Genomic DNA, 19,304 nt, shown 5'->3' on the forward strand with positions numbered 1-19,304 from the left:
CGTGCGCCCCGGGTATCCGACCGCCGCCAATCCGTAATTGCGCATGACTTGCAACTACTTCACTGCCGGGGGAAAGATGGCCCAGCTCAGCCCGCTCCCCGAAAGGACGACACGATGTCCAGCCCCGCCGCAGGTGCCACCGCCGTCAGATGGCGCGACCGGCTCACCCGCGACGAGTGGATCCGCCTGGCAGGCATGGGCGGCTTCATCCTCGCGCTGCACGTGATCGGCTGGTTCACCCTGCTCGCGGTCATCGCGCCCGAGCACTACGACGTCGGCGGCCAGGCGTTCGGCGCCGGCATGGGCCTCACCGCCTACACCCTGGGCATGCGGCACGCCTTCGACGCGGACCACATCGCGGCCATCGACAACACCACCCGCAAGCTGATGGGCCAGGGCAAGCGGCCGCTGTCGGTCGGCTTCTGGTTCTCGCTGGGCCACTCCTCGATCGTCTTCGGCCTCTGCGCGCTGCTGGCCTTCGGCATCCAGTCCCTCGCCGGACAGGTCGAGTCCGACGACTCCTCCCTGCACGAGGCCACCGGCCTGATCGGCGTCTCCGTCTCCGGGACGTTCCTGCTGCTCATCGGCCTGATCAACCTGGGCGCCTTCAACGGCATCCTCAAGGTGTTCCGCAAGATGCGCGAGGGCGAGTTCGACGAGGCCGAGCTGGAGGCGCAGCTGGACAAGCGCGGCTTCATGAACCGCATCCTGGGCCGGGTCACCCGGGCCGTCACCAAGCCCTGGCACATGTACCCGGTCGGCCTGCTGTTCGGCCTGGGCTTCGACACCGCCACCGAGGTGTCCCTGCTCGTCCTGGCCGGCGGCGCGGCGGCCTTCCAGCTGCCCTGGTATGCGCTGCTGGTGCTGCCGATCCTGTTCGCGGCCGGGATGAGCCTGCTGGACACCATCGACGGCTCGTTCATGAACTTCGCCTACGAGTGGGCGTTCTCCAAGCCCGTCCGCAAGATCTACTACAACCTGACGGTGACCGGTCTGTCCGTCCTGGTGGCGCTGGTCATCGGCTCGATCGAACTGGTCGGGCTGCTCGGGGAGAAGCTGGACATCACCAGCGGACCGGTCGCCTGGGTCGGCGAGCTGGACCTCAACTTCGTCGGCTACGCCATCGTCGGCCTGTTCGTGCTCACCTGGGCGGCGGCGATCGCGTACTGGAAGCTCGGCAGGGTCGAGGAGAAGTGGTCGGCGGGCCTGGCCACGGCGACCGTGGCCGACAAGGGCGAGTAGGCCGACAAGGGCGAGTAGCGCAGGCACGGCAGCGGCCGGCCGGTCCGGGGGAGTCCTCCGGGCCGGCCGGCCGTTTCGCTGCGGGCCCCCGGTCCGGGGGGTCGGGGGCCCGCAGCGCGCGGGAGAGCCCCTCGACGGCTCCGCGGTCCTGGACGGACCTGCCGGGGCGGCGTCGATCGGGGGCGGGTGAAGCGGCCGATCTGAACCGGTCGATCTGAACCGGCCGGTCCGGAGGCGGCCGATCTGAATCGGCCGATTTGAATCGGCCCGTACGGCGGCGGCCGACGTGAATCGGCCAAATCAGCGATTGATGGGGATCGGTGGAAATTCGGACCGATCAGCAGAAAGCCCGTGCGGTGCCGAGCGCGCCGTCCGCACCTGGACGGCGGGGCGGCAGGGGCAGGGCCGGGGCGAAGCGCCCGGCCGGGCCGGCCGCCAGCGCCCGGTCGAGCAGGGCGTGCGCCCGCCGTTCGGCCGCGGCCCGGTCGGGGGCCCGGACGTACAGCACCAGGCCCACCCCCTCGGGCATCGCGCGGGCGCGCACGTGCTCCAGGCCGTCGCCCGGGCCCGCGCACCCCCGCAGGGCGTCCTGGACGGCGGCGGCGTTCGCCTCACCCGGCGGCCGCGCGGAGACGTCCAGAAGGGTCAGCTGAACGGGGAACACCGGGTGGTCAGTCCCAGCCGATGCCAGGGGTGCCGGCGGGCGTGATGTCCCAGCCGATGCCGCTGCCGTCCCCCGCGGCGTCCCCGCCGGCGGTGGCCACCGTGCTGACGGCGGCGGAGCCGGCGGAGGTCGGCTGTGCGGCGAAGGCGGGCCCGGCGGTCGCGGCGAGGGTGAGCGCGACAGCGGCGGCGGCGAGCAGCCGGACGGTCTTGGGCACGGCGGGTCCTGTTCTGTTCGGGCGGTCGAGTCAGGGCGATCGAGCCGGGGCGGTGGGATCGGGGCGGTGTGACCGGGGTGGTGAGGTCGGGCTGGTCGAGCCGCTGCGGACGGCCCGGGCACGGTGCATTCTCCCGGCGCCGGGCCTGCGCGGGCAGGCGCGGTCCAGGGCAGCATCCGGACAGGCAGCTTGCTGCAACGGCGCCGGCGCCGGCCCGGCGCCCGCGCGAGTCGAGCGCGTGACCGGATCGCACCTTGCCGCCGCCTCGGCGCCGCTGACAAGATCGCCGGACGGGGCGGACTGGCTGAAATCAATTCCATGATGATCGGGGGTTGTTGAAGTGCTGGAGCTGCTGGGCCTGGACATCACCGCCGAGGCCGTCTACCGGGAGATGCTGACCGACCCCGAGGGCGGGGTCATCGAGCTGTGCGCGCGGCTGCGGCTGCCCGAGAGCGCCGTCCGGGAGGCTCTGGACCGGTTGGCCGACCTCACCCTGCTGCGCGCCTCGCGCGAGCGCCCCGGCGCCCTGTGGCCGGTCAGCCCGGAGCGCGGCCTGGAGTTGCTGCTGCGTCGCCAGGAGGAGGAACTCGCCCGCCGCCAGCAGGAGTTGGTGGTCTCCAAGGCCGCCGTGGCGTGCGCCGTCGCGGAGTACGCGGCGCTGCGCTCCAGCACCCCGGTGGACGGCGGCGAGCGGCTGGTGGGCCTGGACGCGATCCAGTCCAAGCTGGAGGTGCTCACCGCCCGGCTGACCGGCGAGTGCCTGGCGGTGATGCCCGGCGGCGCGCAGTCCGCCGCCAGTCTGGCGGCCTCCCGCCCGCTGGACGAGGACGCCCTGCTGCGCGGGGTCGCCCTGCGGACGATCTACCAGGACAGCATCCGCAACGACCCGGAGAGCCTCGGCTACGCCCGGTGGATGACCGGTCTGGGCGGCAAGGTGCGCACCGCGCCGGTGCTGCCGCCCCGGATGCTGGTCTTCGACCGGCGCACGGCCGTCGTCCCGATCGACCCGGAGAACACCCGGCTCGGCGCCCTGTGCACCGAGGAGCCGGGCATCGTCGCCTCGCTGGTCGCGCTGTTCGAGCAGACCTGGGAGACGGCCGCGCCGCTCGGCGCCGACCGGACCGAGGACACCGGGACGGGTCTGAGCGCGGGCGAGCGGGAGCTGCTGCGGCTGCTCTCCACCGGGCTGACCGACGACGCGGCGGCCAAACGGCTGGGCGTCTCGGTGCGGACGGTCCGGCGGCAGATGGCCGTGCTGATGGAGCGTCTGGCGGCGGCGAGCCGTTTCGAGGCGGGTCTGAAGGCGGCTCAGCGCGGCTGGTTGTAGCGCGCGTCACAGCTTCGGGCCCCCACCTGCCCGGCGGTACCAATTGTTAACCGCCGGGGGCTTGTCGCGTCATTTTCTACGCGCGTATCTTGTCCGCTGCGGGGGGCGTTTCCCGACTCCGCGCCTGCCTTCTACGCGGGTAGTGCGCGGTGTGCGCCTGCCTGACCCACCCTCACGGTCCGGCGGCCCCACGCTGCCGGGCGATCGTGCCACCCCCGTTGCCGTGCCGCCGCGTGCCACGGCAGACCAAGGAGTCCCGCCCCGGTGACCACGCCCTCTGCTCCCCGCTCGCGCCGCGCGCTGCTGCGCGCGACCCTCCTCCCGGCCGGTCTGGCCGCCTCGCTGGTGCTCGTCCCGCTGCCGGCCGCCGTGGCCGCGCCCTCGGCCGACGCGGTGATCGCCGAGGTGTACGGCGGTGGCGGAAACTCCGGTGCCACGCTGAAGAACGACTTCATCGAGCTGGCCAACAAGGGCGGCGCGGCGTTCGGCCTGACCGGCTGGAGCGTCCAGTACATATCCGCGGCCCCCGGCCCGAACTCCCAGTGGGGCGTCACCCCGCTGACCGGTTCGATCGCCCCGGGCGGGCGCTTCCTGGTGGCCGAGGGCGCGGGCGCGGGCGGCACCGTCGACCTGCCGACCGCGGACGCCACCGGGTCGCTGGCGCTGTCCGGCACGGCCGGCACCGTCGCGCTGGTCCAGGGCACCGACCCGCTGACCTGCAAGACCGCCGCGGACTGCGCGTCCGACGCCCGGGTGCGCGACCTGGTGGGCTTCGGCACCGCCGTGGTCCACGAGGGCTCCGCCGCCGTCCCCGGCGCCTCCAACACCGCCTCGGTGGCCCGTCGCGCGACCCTGGCCGACAGCGACGACAACGCCGCCGACCTGGTGGCCGGCGCCCCGAGCCCGACCAACAGCAAGGGCGAGGTCGCCGAGGGCTCCACCCCGACCGGCCCGACCGAGCCGGGCAGCGTCCGGATCCACGACATCCAGGGCACCACCCGCCTGTCGGCCCGGACCGGCAAGACCATCGCGGGCGTGCCCGGCATCGTCACCGGCGTGCGCGGCTACGGCTCCAAGGGCTTCTGGATCCAGGACCCGAACCCGGACGCCGACCCGGCCACCAGCGAGGGCGTCTTCGTCTACACCGGCAGCGCCACCCCGACCGTCAAGGTCGGCGACTCGGTGCTGGTCACCGGCAAGGTGACGGAGTACTACCCGAACTACAACGGCGGCTCGCAGTCGCTCACCCAGCTCACCAACCCGGCCGTCACCGTGCTCTCCTCCGGCAACCCGCTGCCGGCCGCGGTCGTGGTCGACACCCGCAACATCCCCGGCACCTACACCCCGCAGGCCCCGGCCGGCGGCACCATCGAGGGCCTGGCGCTGAACCCGGAGAAGTACACCCTGGACTTCTACGAGTCCCTGGAGGGCATGCTCGTCGAGGTCCGGGACGTCCGGGTGATCCAGGCGACCGACAAGTACAACGAGCTCTGGGTCGCGGCCGACCGGCAGGACCAGAAGAGCCAGCGCGGCGGCGTGCTGTACGAGTCCTACGCCGAGCCGAACGTCGGCCGGCTGATGGTGCAGCAGCAGGCCCCCGTCGCGCAGCAGCCGTTCCCGGTGGCCAACGTCGGCGACGTGCTGACCGGCACCACCTCCGGCCCGCTGGACTACAACTCCTTCGGCGGCTACACCCTGGTGGCCGGCCCGCTCGGCGCGCTGCAGGACAACCACCTCCAGCGCGAGGTCACCGCGCAGCCGGCCGACCGCGAGCTCACCATCGCCACCTACAACGTGGAGAACCTGGCGCCCGGCAACCCGGACTCCAAGTTCGCCGAGCTGGCCCAGGCCGTGGTCACCAACCTGCGCTCGCCCGACGTCGTCACCCTGGAGGAGATCCAGGACAACAACGGCGCCGTCAACGACGGCACGGTGGACGCCACGGCGACCGTCACCAAGTTCATCGCCGCGATCAAGGCGGCAGGCGGTCCGGCGTACGACTGGCGCGCGATCGACCCGCAGAACGGCACGGACGGCGGCGAGCCCGGCGGCAACATCCGCCAGGTGTTCCTCTTCAACCCGCAGCGGGTGTCCTTCACCGACATCCCGGGCGGCGCCGCCACCTCCGCGGTGGACGTGGCCGGCACCGGTGCGGCCACCGCGCTGACCGCCTCGCCCGGCCGGATCGACCCGACCAACGAGGCCTGGGCCAACAGCCGCAAGCCGCTGGTGGGCCAGTTCTCCTTCCGGGGCAAGAAGGTCTTCGTGATCGCCAACCACTTCAACAGCAAGGGTGGCGACCAGGGCATCGACAGCCGCTTCCAGGACCCGGTCCGCAGCTCCGAGGTGCAGCGGACCAAGCAGGCCCAGGTCGAGCAGGCCTTCGTGGCCAAGCTGCTGGCCGCCGACAAGGAGGCGAAGGTCGTCTCGCTCGGCGACTTCAACGACTACCAGTTCTCGCCCGCGCTGACCACGCTCACCAAGGACGGCGTGCTGCGCGACCTGGTGAACGAGCTGCCGGAGAAGGAGCAGTACTCGTACGTCTACCAGGGCAACTCGCAGGTGCTGGACCACATCCTGGTCAGCCCCGAGGTCGGGTACGCCAAGTACGACGTGGTGCACATCAACAGCGAGTTCGCCAAGCAGGCGAGCGACCACGACCCGCAGGTGGTCCGCATCAGGCCGTAGTGCCAGGCAGGCCGAAGGGGCGGTGACCGAGGTCCGGTCGCCGCCCCTTCGGGGTGTTCGGCCGCGGTGGTTCCGGCCGACGCGGCTCGTGCCGCGTGGTGCGGGCCGGGCTGCTCCCGGCTACCGCAGTGCGGCGAGCACCGCGTCCGCCATCACCTTCTCGCCGGTGGCGTTCGGGTGGAACGGGACGGCCGGGGAGCCGGGCAGGGCGCCCTCGATCCAGCGGTCGTTCGAGCAGACGTCGTGGCCGGCGGTCGGGGTGGCGGTGTCCACGTAGGTGGCGCCGCCCGCGGCGGCGGTGGACTTCAGCATCGCGTTCAGCTGGTCGAGCACGCCGTGCATGTACTCCACGTCGCCCGCGGTGACCGGCTGGCGCAGGAAGCAGTCCGAGCCCCTGGCGGGCAGCACGGACGGGTAGCCCACCAGCAGCACCCGGGCGTTCGGGGCCTTGGCGTGGATGCGCTTCAGCGTGTCGGCGATCTGCGGCCGGGCGGCGGCGATCCGGTCGGCGAGGTCGTCGTTGCCGTACTGCCAGGACCAGCTGGACCAGTCCCAGTAGCCGTGGTGGAAGACGTCCTTGCAGGGGGTGCCGAGCGGGTTGACCACCGCGCCGGCGATACAGGTGCCGACCAGCTCGCCGAGCCCGAGGTCGGTGGCGCCGAGGTCGTTGCCGCCGATCCCGAGGGTCACCAGGTCGGTGTCGGCGGTGACGGCGTCCAACTGCGGGTCGTTGACCCGGATGAAGGCGTCGTACTGGGGCTGCGTCATCGCCTTCACCTTGGCGGCGGCGCAGGTGACGTCGGTGTAGGCGCCGGCCTTGAGGGCGGCGGCCACCAGGTGGCCGTAGTTGCGGTCGGAGCGCAGGCAGAGGCCGGCCGACTGGCCGGGCACGCCGGCGCCGGCGGCGTAGGAGTCGCCGAGCGCCACGTAGTGCCGCGGGGCGGGAGTGGCCGCCTGGGCGCTGGTGGAGGTCAGGGCGAGCGCGGCGCCCAGCGCGACGGCGCCGAGCAGGGCGGACCTCCCGGCGGTACGGGGCTTCCGGGTGGTACGGAGTTTCCGGGCAGGGCGGAGCACGGTTCCTCCTGGGGGAGAGAAACGACGGTGGGTGGGGGGTCGTGCGAGCCGGGCCACAGCTACTGCTACTCCCAGGTAAGTTACTTGCAGGTTTCGTTCACGTCCATGGACTCCGCCGAATTCGCCGAAATTCCGTCAGATCTATTTCGAATTACGCTCCACCGCGTATCGAAGGTATTTCCGAAACGCTGCGGAGCGGAATTCCCGCCGCAGCTTGTTACCGGCCGGTTGACGGGCCCCGGCGCAGGCCGCAGTATCGGGCGCACGCGACACTGCCGGAGCACCGTGGAGGACCCGCATGGCCCTGGACGCCGACGTCATCGTCATCGGAGCCGGACTGGCGGGACTCGCCGCGACCGCCGAACTCGCCGACGCCGGACGGAAGGTGATCCTGCTCGACCAGGAGCCCGCGGCCTCGCTGGGCGGCCAGGCGCACTGGTCCTTCGGCGGGCTCTTCCTGGTCGACTCGCCCGAGCAGCGCCGGATGCGGATCCGCGACTCGCACGAGCTGGCCTGGCAGGACTGGCTGGGCACGGCGGGCTTCGACCGACCCCAGGACGCCTGGCCGCGCCAGTGGGCCGAGGCGTACGTCGACTTCGCGGCCGGCGAGAAGCGGGCCTGGCTGCGGGCCCAGGGCGTGCGGTTCTTCCCGGTCGTCGGCTGGGCCGAGCGCGGCGGGCTGCTCGCCGACGGGCCCGGCAACTCCGTCCCCCGCTTCCACATCACCTGGGGCACCGGGCCCGGGCTGCTCGAACCCTTCGTCCGCCGGGTCCGCGCGGCCGTCGGACGCGGGCTCGTCGACTACCGGCCGCGCCACCGGGTCACCGGGCTGACCGCGCAGGCCGGGGTGACCGACACCGTCAGCGGCGAGGTGCTGGTGCCCAGCGGTGCGGCGCGCGGCGAGGCCAGCTCGCGCGAGGTCGCCGGCTCCTTCGAACTGCGGGCGCAGGCGGTGATCGTCACCTCCGGCGGCATCGGCGGCAACCACGAGCTCGTCCGCAAGGCCTGGCCCGCCCGGCTCGGCACCCCGCCCGCCCGGCTGCTGTCCGGCGTCCCCGCGCACGTCGACGGGCTGATGCTGGGGATCACCGGCGCGGCCGGCGGCAACCTGATCAACGGCGACCGGATGTGGCACTACACCGAGGGGATCGAGAACTGGGACCCGATCTGGGCCCGGCACGGCATCCGGATCCTGCCCGGCCCGTCCTCGCTCTGGCTGGACGCGCGCGGCCGCCGGCTGCCCGTCCCGCTCTTCCCAGGATTCGACACCCTCGGCACGCTCGACCACATCATGTCCACCGGGTACGACCACACCTGGTTCGTGCTCACCCAGAAGATCATCGAGAAGGAGTTCGCACTCTCCGGCTCCGAGCAGAACCCCGACCTCACCGGGCGCTCGCTGCGCGGGGTGCTCGGCCGGGCGCTGCCCGGCGCACCCGGGCCGGTCGAGGCGTTCAAGCGGCACGGCGCCGACTTCGTGGTGGCCGGCAACCTGTCCGACCTGGCGCGCGGCATGAACGCGAAGACCCGCGAGGCGCTGATCGACCCGGACGAGCTGCGCCGCGTGGTCGAGGCCCGCGACCGGCAGCTCGCCAACCCCTTCGCCAAGGACCTCCAGGTCACCGCCGTCCACGGCGCCCGCCGCTACCTCGGCGACAAGCTGATCCGCACCGCTGCACCGCACCGCATCCTGGACCCGGCGGCCGCGCCGCTGATCGCCGTCCGGCTGAACATCCTGACCCGCAAGTCGCTCGGCGGCCTGGAGACGGACCTCGCCGCCCGGGTGCTGCGCCCCGACGGGGAGGTGCTGGAGGGCGTCTACGCGGCGGGCGAGGCGGCCGGCTTCGGCGGCGGAGGCGTGCACGGCTACCGCTCGCTGGAGGGGACCTTCCTCGGGGGGTGCCTCTTCTCCGGCCGCACGGCGGGGCGGGCGGCGGCCGAGGCGACGGCGTAGGAGGGGCCGAGGCCACGGCGCAGGAGGGGCCGAGGCCACGGCGCAGGAGGGGCGGGCGGGTCGGTAGGTGCGGGCCTGGTCCAGGAGGGGGCCGGGCCCGCAGCCGCGGCCGGATCCGGCGTCAGAAGTAGAGCATTGTTCTAGAGAACTTCTTCAGTTCTGTTCTATGCTGGCCGAGTTGGCGGCCGAGGCCGTGGCGGACGGTCGAGCGGAGGCGCGGAGATTCCCCCCAAGCAGCAACGGGGTGAGGCCACTGTCGAGTTGCTCCTCAGCAGTGCGCTGCGCGTGTACGCGGAGGCGGGCCAGCAGGGGTTCACCGTCAGTGCCGTCACCGCGGCGAGCAGGGTCAGCCTGGGCAGCCTCTACCACCACTTCGGGAGCTTCGACGGCCTGGCCGCCGCGCTCTACATCCGATGCCTGGAGCGGCTGTTCGACGAGATGATCGCCGCGCTGGAGAGCGGCCGCACCGCGCGCGCCGGGGTGCGGGCGCTGGTCCACGCCTACCTGCGGTTCACCGAGGAGCAGCGGGACGCCGCCCTCTTCCTGCACTCGTCCGCCTACTCCGGCTACCTGGCGGCCCGGGCGGAGCAGATCAAGGCCGCCCGGGCGGTCAGGCTGGCGGTGATCGGCGCCTGGATGCGGGCCCGGATGGAGCGGGGCGAGATCCTGCCCCTGCCCGATCTGCTGGTCGAGGTCCTGATGATGGGACCGCTCGCGGAGGTGGCCCGCCGCCGGCTGTCCGGCGGCTGCGAGGGGGACCAGGGTGAGATCGCCCGGATCCTGTCGGAGGGGATCTGGCGCTCGCTGCGGGCGGGGCCGCCCGGGCCGACCGGTGTGACCGTCGGCGGCGGGGTGGCGGGCCGAGGGGTGGGGAGGACTGACGGTGGGGCGTGACATGGTAGTGACAACCTGTTGGTGCTGGGAATCGCGAGAGGGCGGGGCATGACTGGTCGGGGGGCCGTACTCGGGGGCCGCTACACGCTGACCGAGTGGATCGGCGGCGGGGGCATGGGCGCGGTCTGGCGTGCCGACGACCGGGTTCTGGGGCGGCAGGTCGCGGTGAAGGTCCTGCACGCGGGGCTGCTGGAGGAGGGGACGTTCGCCCGGCGGTTCCGGCGCGAGGCCCAGCTGCTCGCGGCGATCAGCCACCCGGGCATCGTGGACGTCCACGACTACGGGGAGTGCGGCGGTACCGAGGACGGCGGCACCGAGGGCGAGCGGATCGCCTACATCGTGATGGAGCTCGTCGAGGGGCGGCCGCTGGACAAGGTCCTCGCGGAGAGCGGTCCGATGTCGCCGGAGCAGGCCCTGGGCATGCTCGCGACGGCGCTCGACGCCCTGCACGCCGCGCACCAGCAGGAGATCGTGCACCGCGACGTCAAGCCGTCCAACCTGATGCTGGGCGCGGACGGCCGGGTGACGGTGACGGACTTCGGCATCGCGCGGGCGCTCGTGAGCACCACGCTGACGGCGACCAACGTGGTGATCGGCACCGCGCTGTACATGGCACCCGAGCAGGCCGGGGGCGGGGGCGTCACACCCGTCTCGGACCTCTACTCGCTCGGCGTGGTCTGCTACGAACTGCTCACCGGCACGCCGCCGTTCACCGGCGAGAGCGTGGTCGAGGTCGCGCTCAAGCACGTCCAGCAGCCCGCGCCGGAGCTCCCGGAGGAGTTCCCGCGGGAGGTGCGGGAGTTCGTGGCGCGGGCGCTGGCGAAGCAGCCCGGCGACCGGTTCGCCGACGCGGCCGCCATGGCGGCCGCGGCACGGGCCGCGGTCGGCGACCGGTCGGCGCCGGTCGCCGCGGTCGTGCGTGCCGTGCCCCCGGCTCTTCCCGCGGCCGCGGCGGCGGGCGCCGCGGGCGTCGAGGTCGCCAGGGTGGAGCCGCGGACGAACCCCGAGCCCGCCCGGCGCCGGACGTGGCAGCGCTTCCTGGTGCCCATCGTCGTCCCGGTGATCGTCACCACGAGCGCCGCCACCGTGCTGCTGGTCGAGCGGGGGCCGTTCAACTCGCAGGCGCAGCCCCCCGGCGGGCAGCCCGTCGCCACGGTGTCGGCGTCCGTGATCAGCGGCCCGTCGACGGGCAGCGCGTCGACGGGCGAGCAGCCCCCGACCACGCCGCCGCCGAGCACCGAACCGCCGGCGAGCGCGGCCCCGACCGAGACCCCGCCCGCGGCGGTCGCGGCCGGCCAGCCGCCGGTCGCGGCACCGCAGCCCGGGGGCGGTGCCGCCGCGGCCGGCGGCGCCGGTGGCGCGGCGGGCGGTTCGGGCGGAGGTTCGGGCGGCACCTCGCCGAAGACGGGCGGGGGAGGCGCGGCCGGCGGGGGCGGCAGCGCGGGAGGCGGGACAGCAAGCGGTGGCGGTAGCGGGGGCGGCGCGGCCCCCGCGCCCAACCAGCCGGCTCCGCAGGTGCCCGTGCCCAACCAGCCCGTGCCCAACCAGCCCGTCCCGTCGGCGCCCGCACCCAACCAGCCCGCCCCGAGCCAGCCCGTCCCGTCGGCGCCCGTACCGAGCCCGCCGCCACCGGCCGTGCCCGCGGGGTGCGGTGGCACCAGGTGGGGCGCCATCGTCAACGTGGCCGACGGTCTGAAGCTCGGCCTGGCGACCGACTCCCCCACCGCGGGAGCCGGGATCGTCATGGGCGGTACGACCGCCTACGGCTGGGTGCGCTCGGATCCGGACCCGGGCAGCTGGTACCAGATCTTCCCGTGCAGCCTGACGAACCCGGCACTCGTCCAGGACGTCTCCTGGTCGAGCAACAAAGTCATGCTGTCGCCCGGGTTCAGCTTCATGACGAAGTGGACGGTGGCCGGCGCGACCACCGCGGGCGCCCACCAGCTGCAGGACTACATGGGGAAGAACTGCCTGACCGACAACGGCGCGGGCAATCCGGTCACCATGGCCACCTGCACACCGGGCAACAAGTACCAGGAGTGGCGCATCCCCTGACCGTCAGGAGTGGCTGAGGCCGCTGCGCCCGACTGCCCGTCTGCCCGACTGCCCGTCTGCCCGTCTGCCCGTCTGCCCGTCTGCCCGTCCGTGCCGCTTGCTCGTGCGAGCGGTGCAGGCGGGCAGCGGCCTTCCGCGGTCGGGCGGCCTCGCCCGTGCCGGGCCCGCCGGCCTCTCCGGTCGGGCCCGCCGACCGCCCGTGCCGCACCGGGTGACCGCCGGGACGTTCGGCACCGTGCCGACGGCCCGGGAGCCGACAGGTACGCTGCCGTTGCCGCCCGGTGCCGCCGGGCACGAGGGCGCCACCGTGGACCGTCGGCCGCAACGGCCCGCGGCCGCCGGGGGAAAGGCCCTGGCAGCGGCCCCGGAGCACGAGGAGAACCGAACCGATGAGCCGTCGAGACCGCGAGCGCAAGCCGGCCGCGTCCCCGGTGACCGTCACCGTCTGCCGCGCCTGCTGCTGCGGCTCCGAGGAGAAGCACCCGGGCGTGGACCACGCCGGGCAGTACGAGCGGCTGCGCGAGGCCGTCGGCACGGCGGGCCGGGTGCGGGCGGTCAAGTGCCTGGACGCCTGCGCCCACTCCAACGTCGTGGTGGTCGGCCCGTCCGGCGAGGGCCGGGAGGCGGGCGGGCGCCCGGTTTGGCTGGGCTGGGTGCTGGCGGACGACATGATCGAGGAGATAGCCGAGTGGGTGCACGCCGGCGGTCCCGGCCTCGCCGACCCGCCGGGCCTGTTGGACCTCCAGCAGATCTCGGTCTCCCGCCGGATCCGTGAGGGCCTGCCGAACTGAGGCCGTCCCACGGATCCCCCCGGGTCCGCGAGCGGCCGCCGCAGACGCCCGTCCCGGCGGCCCCGCCGGGCACTACCATTTCCAGGGGCGCCCCGGCTTGGGAGGAAACGACGTGACCACGGTCTGCCGCATCTGCGCGGGCACCGGCCGCACCGCCGGCCTCAGCTGCCGTACCTGCCAGGGCACCGGCACCACCGAGGTCGGCGGCGGGGGCGGCAACTGCTTCCTCTGCGACGGCACCGGCGTCTACGTCCGCTACCGGGTCGACGCGGGCGGCGCCAAGCACGCCTACCGCGACGAGGTCTGCCGCACCTGCGACGGCACCGGCAACCGCGCGCCCAGCACCTGGGACGAGCAGCCGTAGGGCCCAAGCCCCCAGCACGTGCGGTCTGCGACGGCGGATCAGTAGCCGGGTCAGGCCGGATGGTCCGGCCAGGTCCACCCGGGGGCGGCGGCTTTGCCGAAGCATGGTCGAACATTGGCGTTCGACTGACCGGCACGCCGGGGCTCGTTCACCGCGCGTCCGCATGCGGTCAACGCGCCGCTGGAAGAGTCCCGCCCATGGATATCCCCAACATGGGCGTGCCCGCGCAGCTGGCCGACCGCATGAGCATGGCCGAGCAGCACGAGTACCTGCGTGCCCGTCACTCCCGCCGCCGGATGCTGCGCGCGGGCGCCGTCACCGTCGGCGCGCTGGCGGTGGGCGGTGCGCTGGGCAGCGGCACCGCGTCCGCCGCCCCGGCCGGCCCGGAGCTGCTGACGGGCGGTACGACCGACGGCATCGACGGCGCGCTGGTCGCCCCGATCGGCCGCCACCTCGCCTTCGGCCCCGAGCCGGACACCCAGTTCCGGGTCTCCTGGCAGGTCCCGGCCCCGGTGAAGAAGCCGTTCCTGCGCTACGGCCGCAGCCCGTGGGACCTCGGCCACAAGGTCCAGGCCGAGGTGCGGGCGCTGCACACCCCCGCGCTGACCCCGACCGGCCAGCCGGTGGACCAGTACTACCTGCACGTCGCGCTGGAGGACCTGCAGCCCGACACCACGTACTACTACGGCGTCGGCCATCAGGGCTTCGACCCGGCCTCGCAGCAGGCGATCTCGACGCTGAGCACCTTCCGCACCGCGCCCTCGCGCGACCACCGCTGGGGCAAGGTGTACGAGCCGTTCACCTTCACCGCCTTCGGCGACCAGGGCGTCAGCGCGCACGCGGCCGGCAACGACCACATCGTCCTGGCCCAGAACCCGGCCTTCCACCTGCACGCCGGCGACATCTGCTACGCCGACCCGGCGGGCTCCGGCCAGGACTCGGACCGGACCTCGTACAACGCCACCACCTGGGACGCCTTCCTGGCGCAGACCGAGACGGTGGCGTCGAAGGTGCCGTGGATGGTCTCCTACGGCAACCACGACATGGAGGCCTGGTACTCGCACAACGGGTACGGCGGCGAGAACAACCGCTTCTTCCTGCCGGACAACGGCCCGGACCCGCGGACCGTCCCCGGCGTCTACACCTTCCGCTACAAGAACGTCGGCGTCATCTCACTGGACGCCAACGACGTCTCCTACGAGATCCCGGCCAACCTGGGCATCTCGGCGGGCAAGCAGACCAAGTGGCTGCAGCGGACCCTGAAGGACCTGCGCAACGACGAGACCATCGACTTCATCGTGGTCTTCTTCCACCACTGCGCCTTCTCCACCACCCACCAGCACGCCTCCGAGGGCGGGGTCCGCGAGGCCTGGGTGCCGCTGTTCGAGAAGTTCCGGGTGGACCTGGTGATCAACGGTCACAACCACGTCTACGAGCGCACCGACGCGATCCTCGGCAACAAGGTCTCCAAGGCGGTCCCGAGCGGCGCCACCATCGAGCCGGCCACCGACGGCGTGGTGTACGTGACGGCGGGCGCGGCCGGCCGCAGCCTGTACAGCTTCGACGCCCCGGACACCTACGAGGGCCACGAGAACCGCGTGGACTCGGTGGACACCTACCACTTCGCCAAGGGCGGGGTGAAGGTGACCGAGAAGGTCGAGTGGTCCCGGGTGCGCTACACCGGCTACTCCTTCATCAAGGTCGACGTCACCCCGGCCCACCTGGGCCAGAAGTCGTCCATGAAGGTGACCGCGCTGGCCGAGAACGGCACGCAGGTCGACCACTACACCATCCTGCGCAAGGTCGGCGAGGGCTGGGACAGCGCCACCGACGACGACGGCGAGGGCGGCGGCTGGGGCTGGTAGCAGCCGGTGGCAGCCGCGGACCCGCACTGGCGGGCCGGCCGGGGGGACCCGGGCGGCCCGCCCGTCGGCGGTTCAGAGCGCGGCCAGCTGCTCCGCGAGGGTGTCGCTGTGCTGGAACGTCAGCCCGGCGAGGGCGACGTGCTTCCAGCGGACCGTGCCGTCGCCGTCCAGGACGAACACCGAGCGGCGCAGTCCTAGCCCGGGGACGGCGATCCCGTAGGAGCGGACGACGGTCCGGGTCGGGTCGGCGAGCAGCGGGAAGTTCAGACGGTGCTTGCGGGCGAACTGCTCGTGGCTGTCCAGGCCCTGCGGGCTGATGCCCCAGACGGTGGCGCCGAGGCCGCGGAAGCGGTCCAGGTCGGAGCTGTACGAGCAGAGCTGCTTGGTGCAGACGGGGGTGTCGTCACCGGGGTAGAAGACCAGGACGAGCGGGCTGCCCTTGGCCTCGGCGAGCCGGTAGTTGCGGCGTTCGACGGTGCCGGCCGGTTCGTCCAGCAGCAGGCCGGGCAGGGTGAACTCGGGCGCGGGGGCGCCCACTTCGGGGGATTTCGCCATCGTGGTGTGGTCCTTCGGATGCGGCGGCGCGGTCGCCGCCACCCTACGTCCCCGGCCACTTACGGCCGCGGCCACCTTACGTCCCCGGCCGCGCCCGACCGGTCCGGCGTCAGTGCAGTGCCAGGGCGATGGCGCGGGCGCCGGCGCGGTGGGGGGGGTCCGTCCTGCCCTGGGGGGCGTACGGCAAGGGCCTGCGCCGCATGGTCTCGCAGGGGGTTCCCCGGCATCCGAACAGCGACGGCCGGGGACACCGAACCTTGCGGCAACCGCCGACCCTCGGTTCTCCCTATTCCCGATTCGACGGCGCATCAATTGGGGTGACTGTGCGTAGACATGCCTCCGGGACCAGCCTGTCCACCCTGACAGACCGTAGCGAGAGCGCGGACCGGTCAGGTGGTCAGGCCCGGGTGGCACTCCAGACCGCCTAGCGGCGCGGTCCGGCCATGATCAGGGCCACGCCGGCCAGGCAGACCAGCGCGCCGAGCACGTCGTACCGGGTGGGCCGGAAGCCGTCCACGGCCATGCCCCAGAGCAGTGAGCCGGCCACGAACACGCCGCCGTACGCGGCCAGCACCCGGCCGAAGTGGCTGTCCGGCTGGAGGGCGGCGACGAAGCCGTAGCCGCCGAGCACGAGGACGCCCACCCCGGCCAGCCACCAGGGCCGCGACTCGCGCACGCTCTGCCAGATCAGCCAGCAGCCGCCGATCTCGGCGAGCGCGGCGAGGGCGAACAGGGCGGCGGAGCGCAGGGCGGTCATGGCGGATCAGCCTACGGCGCACCCCGGGGCCCGGGTCTGACCGGGTCTGACCGTATCGCGCCGTATCGCGCTGGATCAGGCCGTATCGCGCGGGATCAGGCCGGATTGGCCCGGATTGGGCCGTGGGGCGGGGTGCGGTGAGGCGTCCGGGGTGGGGCATCGGGGGCGTAAACCCGTTTCCCGTTGAAGAGTTGACGCTGATACGGAGGGTCCTCACGGCAGTCGTGGGGGAACGCGCGCAGATTCTTCACTTCATAACGAATCGAGCAGTCGGTTGTGACTTTCGCCTTCAGTTATTGACGGAATCGCCGGGCGCGGATTGACTCCGTCCTCTGCCGTGACGATGCGGCGCAGTCAGGAGGCACCACCCACCATGAACAGAACGACCCGTCGTGCGGCAGCGGGCACGGCCGCCGTGGCGCTGGCCCTCGCCCTCGCAGCCTGCGGCCAGAGCGACGGAGGGGCCCGGCCGAGCGGCGTGGGGAGCACGACGATCGGTCTGCTGCTGCCCGAGAAGACCTCCTCCACCCGGTACGAGGCCTTCGACAAGCCGCTGATCGAGTCCACGGTGGCCTCGCTCTGCACCACGTGCGTCGTCGACTACGCCAATGCGGACGGCAACGAGGGCACCCAGAAGCGGCAGTTCGACGACCTGCTGGCCAAGGGCGTCAAGGTGATCATGCTCGACCCGGTGAACGCCAAGGTCACCTCGTCCTGGGTCGAGGCCGCCACCGCCAAGGGGGCGAAGGTCATCGCCTACGACCGGCTGGCCGAGGGCAACGTCGCCGCCTACATCTCCTTCGACAACCAGCGCACCGGTGAGATCCAGGGCCAGGCGCTGCTGGAGGCGCTCGGCCCGAAGGCCGCCGCCGCACAGGTCGTGATGATCAACGGCGCCGAGTCCGACCCCAACGCGGCGATGTTCAAGGCCGGCGCGCACCGGGCGCTCGACGGGCGGGTCAAGGCGATCGCCTACGAGCAGTCCGGCGAGTGGAAGCCGGAGGTGGCCATGGTGAAGATGAACGAGGCCATCCACAACCTCGGCAAGGACGGCATCCAGGCCGTGTACGCGGCCAACGACGGCATGGCCTCCTCCGTCATCGAGGCGCTGAAGGCGGCCGGGATCAAGAACGTCCCGGTCGGCGGGCAGGACGCCTCGATGGACGCGGTGCGCCGGGTGCTCACGGGCGAGCAGGCCTACACCATCTACAAGCCGTACAAGCCCGAGGCGGATGCCGCGGGGAGCATCGCCGTCCAGCTGCTCAAGGGGATGGACATCAGCGCGGCGGCCGGCGCGGCGGTCGACAGCGGCGGGCTGCGGATCCCCTCGCTGCTGCTCACCCCGATCGTGGTGACCAAGGCGAAGGTGCAGGTCACGGTGGTCGGCGGCGGCCTGTACAAGGCGGCGGAGATCTGCACGCCGCAGTACGCGGACGCCTGTGCGGCGGCCGGCGTCAAGTAGGCCCTGTCCCCTGCGGTCCGGGGGGACCGCAGGTGTCCGGGCCCCGGGGTGCTCCCCGGGGCCCGTCGGGCGTCAGACCTGGCGGTAGGTGGCGAGGAAGCGCCCGATCCGGTTGATCGCCGTCTCCAGGTCGTCGGCCCGGGGGAGGGTGACGAAGCGGAAGTGGTCCGGGCGCGGCCAGTTGAAGCCGGTGCCCTGGACGACGTGGATCTTCTCGCGGAGCAGCAGGTCCAGCACGAACTGCTCGTCGTCGACGATCCTGTGCACCGCGGGGTCGAGCTTGGCGAAGGCGTACAGGGCGCCCTTGGGCTTGACGCAGCTGACGCCGGGGATCTCGTTGAGCGCCTTGTAGGCGACGTCCCGCTGTTCGGCGAGCCGCCCGCTGGGCAGGACGAGGTCGTTGATCGACTGGTGTCCGCCGAGCGCGGCCTGGACGGCGTACTGGGCCGGGACGTTGGGGCACAGCCGCATGCCGGAGAGCATGGTCAGGCCCTCCAGGTAGTCGGCGGCGTGCTGCTTGGGCCCGGAGACGACCAGCCAGCCGCTGCGGAAGCCGGCCACCCGGTAGGACTTGGACAGGCCGTTGAAGGTGAGGGTGAGCACGTCGTCGGCGAGCGCGGCCAGGCAGTGGTGCTCGGTGCCGTCGTAGAGGATCTTGTCGTAGATCTCGTCGGCCAGGACCATCAGCTGGTGGCGGCGGGCCAGGTCGAGGATGCCCTCCAGCAGCTCCTTGGGGTAGACCGCGCCGGTCGGGTTGTTGGGGTTGATCACCACGATGGCCTTGGTGCGGGCGGTGATCTTGGCGGCGATGTCGTCGAGGTCGGGGTACCACTCCGCCTCCTCGTCGCAGGCGTAGTGCACGGCCCTGCCGCCGGCCAGCCGGACCGCGGCCGTCCAGAGCGGGTAGTCCGGCATCGGGACGAGCACCTCGTCGCCGTCGTCCACCAGGGCGGTGACGGACATCTGGATCAGCTCGGAGACGCCGTTGCCCAGGTAGACGTCGTTGACGCCGACCCCGCTGACGCCGCGCTGCTGGTAGTACTGCACGACGGCGCGGCGGGCCGGCAGGATGCCCCGCGAGTCGCTGTAGCCGTGCGCGTTCGGCAGGTTGCGGATGATGTCCTGGATGATCTCCTCCGGCGCCTCGAAGCCGAACGTCGCAGGGTTGCCGGTGTTCAGCCGCAGCACGCTGTGCCCGGCCTCCTCCAGCGCGTTCGCCCGGTCGACCACCGGGCCGCGGATCTCGTAGCACACGCCCGTCAGCTTGCTGGACTGCCGAAACTCCACTGCGGCCTCCCGACCATCAACCGTCACCCGCCATTGCCGTACGCGCGGGCCGCGCCATCCTGGTTGCTTTGTTCTACCAAGTAAGCACTTGGAAAGTCCAACCTTCTG

The 19,304-nt window shown here is 72.7% G+C and carries 16 protein-coding genes; 10 read left to right on the forward strand and 6 right to left on the reverse strand.

The window, feature by feature from the left end:
- Positions 1 to 114 precede the first annotated feature (114 nt).
- On the forward strand, positions 115 to 1,242 hold the full coding sequence (locus ACGFZP_RS03250) for a HoxN/HupN/NixA family nickel/cobalt transporter (protein ID WP_392927993.1): 1,128 nt from the start codon (positions 115 to 117) through the stop codon (positions 1,240 to 1,242).
- 337 nt (positions 1,243 to 1,579) lie between these two features.
- Here ACGFZP_RS03250 and ACGFZP_RS03255 read toward each other — a convergent pair whose 3' ends face one another.
- Both ACGFZP_RS03255 and ACGFZP_RS03260 read right to left on the reverse strand, forming a co-directional pair.
- Positions 1,580 to 1,906 (reverse strand): hypothetical protein, encoded by a 327-nt coding sequence (locus ACGFZP_RS03255; protein WP_392927995.1) that lies wholly within the window; start codon positions 1,904 to 1,906, stop codon positions 1,580 to 1,582.
- 7 nt (positions 1,907 to 1,913) lie between these two features.
- Entirely contained in the window at positions 1,914 to 2,123 is a 210-nt protein-coding gene (locus ACGFZP_RS03260) for a hypothetical protein (RefSeq protein ID WP_392927997.1), read from the reverse strand.
- Positions 2,124 to 2,463: 340 nt separating this feature from the next.
- Here ACGFZP_RS03260 and ACGFZP_RS03265 point away from each other — a divergent pair, with 340 nt between their 5' ends.
- Both ACGFZP_RS03265 and ACGFZP_RS03270 read left to right on the forward strand, forming a co-directional pair.
- Positions 2,464 to 3,450: a LuxR C-terminal-related transcriptional regulator gene (locus tag ACGFZP_RS03265; RefSeq protein ID WP_392927998.1), complete on the forward strand. Its 987-nt coding sequence runs from the start codon at positions 2,464 to 2,466 to the stop codon at positions 3,448 to 3,450.
- Between the two features lie 264 nt (positions 3,451 to 3,714).
- Positions 3,715 to 6,138, forward strand: a complete 2,424-nt coding sequence (locus ACGFZP_RS03270; protein WP_392928000.1) for a lamin tail domain-containing protein — start codon at positions 3,715 to 3,717, stop codon at positions 6,136 to 6,138.
- Positions 6,139 to 6,258: 120 nt separating this feature from the next.
- Here the strand turns inward: ACGFZP_RS03270 and ACGFZP_RS03275 are convergent, their stop codons facing one another.
- Positions 6,259 to 7,212, reverse strand: coding sequence for an SGNH/GDSL hydrolase family protein (locus tag ACGFZP_RS03275; protein ID WP_392928002.1), 954 nt, complete (start codon positions 7,210 to 7,212; stop codon positions 6,259 to 6,261).
- A 298-nt stretch (positions 7,213 to 7,510) separates the two neighbouring features.
- On the opposite strand from ACGFZP_RS03275, the gene ACGFZP_RS03280 reads away from it, so the two are divergent.
- The 6 genes from ACGFZP_RS03280 to ACGFZP_RS03305 all read left to right on the forward strand — a co-directional run bounded on the left by ACGFZP_RS03280 (position 7,511) and on the right by ACGFZP_RS03305 (position 15,135).
- Entirely contained in the window at positions 7,511 to 9,166 is a 1,656-nt protein-coding gene (locus ACGFZP_RS03280) for an FAD-binding dehydrogenase (protein WP_392928004.1), read from the forward strand.
- Positions 9,167 to 9,388: 222 nt separating this feature from the next.
- Positions 9,389 to 10,060 (forward strand): TetR/AcrR family transcriptional regulator, encoded by a 672-nt coding sequence (locus ACGFZP_RS03285; RefSeq protein ID WP_392928335.1) that lies wholly within the window; start codon positions 9,389 to 9,391, stop codon positions 10,058 to 10,060.
- A 48-nt stretch (positions 10,061 to 10,108) separates the two neighbouring features.
- Positions 10,109 to 12,115 carry a protein kinase gene (locus tag ACGFZP_RS03290; protein WP_392928007.1) on the forward strand — a complete coding sequence of 669 codons (2,007 nt, stop codon included), beginning with the start codon at positions 10,109 to 10,111 and terminating at the stop codon, positions 12,113 to 12,115.
- Between the two features lie 389 nt (positions 12,116 to 12,504).
- Entirely contained in the window at positions 12,505 to 12,906 is a 402-nt protein-coding gene (locus tag ACGFZP_RS03295; RefSeq protein ID WP_392928009.1) for a (2Fe-2S) ferredoxin domain-containing protein, read from the forward strand.
- A 112-nt stretch (positions 12,907 to 13,018) separates the two neighbouring features.
- On the forward strand, positions 13,019 to 13,270 hold the full coding sequence (locus tag ACGFZP_RS03300; protein ID WP_387948192.1) for a hypothetical protein: 252 nt from the start codon (positions 13,019 to 13,021) through the stop codon (positions 13,268 to 13,270).
- A gap of 197 nt (positions 13,271 to 13,467) precedes the next feature.
- Positions 13,468 to 15,135 carry a purple acid phosphatase family protein gene (locus ACGFZP_RS03305; RefSeq protein ID WP_392928012.1) on the forward strand — a complete coding sequence of 556 codons (1,668 nt, stop codon included), beginning with the start codon at positions 13,468 to 13,470 and terminating at the stop codon, positions 15,133 to 15,135.
- 72 nt (positions 15,136 to 15,207) lie between these two features.
- On the opposite strand, the gene ACGFZP_RS03310 is transcribed toward ACGFZP_RS03305, so the two are convergent.
- Both ACGFZP_RS03310 and ACGFZP_RS03315 read right to left on the reverse strand, forming a co-directional pair.
- Positions 15,208 to 15,690: a peroxiredoxin gene (locus ACGFZP_RS03310; protein ID WP_392928015.1), complete on the reverse strand. Its 483-nt coding sequence runs from the start codon at positions 15,688 to 15,690 to the stop codon at positions 15,208 to 15,210.
- Between the two features lie 424 nt (positions 15,691 to 16,114).
- A complete protein-coding gene (locus tag ACGFZP_RS03315) occupies positions 16,115 to 16,447 on the reverse strand; it encodes a YnfA family protein (RefSeq protein ID WP_392928017.1) in 333 nt (110 codons plus the stop codon).
- 373 nt (positions 16,448 to 16,820) lie between these two features.
- Here ACGFZP_RS03315 and ACGFZP_RS03320 point away from each other — a divergent pair, with 373 nt between their 5' ends.
- Positions 16,821 to 17,909, forward strand: a complete 1,089-nt coding sequence (locus ACGFZP_RS03320; RefSeq protein ID WP_392928019.1) for a sugar ABC transporter substrate-binding protein — start codon at positions 16,821 to 16,823, stop codon at positions 17,907 to 17,909.
- A gap of 72 nt (positions 17,910 to 17,981) precedes the next feature.
- On the opposite strand, the gene ACGFZP_RS03325 is transcribed toward ACGFZP_RS03320, so the two are convergent.
- Positions 17,982 to 19,196 carry a pyridoxal phosphate-dependent aminotransferase gene (locus tag ACGFZP_RS03325; protein WP_392928021.1) on the reverse strand — a complete coding sequence of 405 codons (1,215 nt, stop codon included), beginning with the start codon at positions 19,194 to 19,196 and terminating at the stop codon, positions 17,982 to 17,984.
- Between the last annotated feature and the right edge of the window lie 108 nt (positions 19,197 to 19,304).

Origin of the sequence: Kitasatospora sp. NPDC048239 (genome assembly GCF_043202015.1) — a bacterium.
Classification (GTDB): Bacteria; Actinomycetota; Actinomycetes; order Streptomycetales; family Streptomycetaceae; genus Kitasatospora.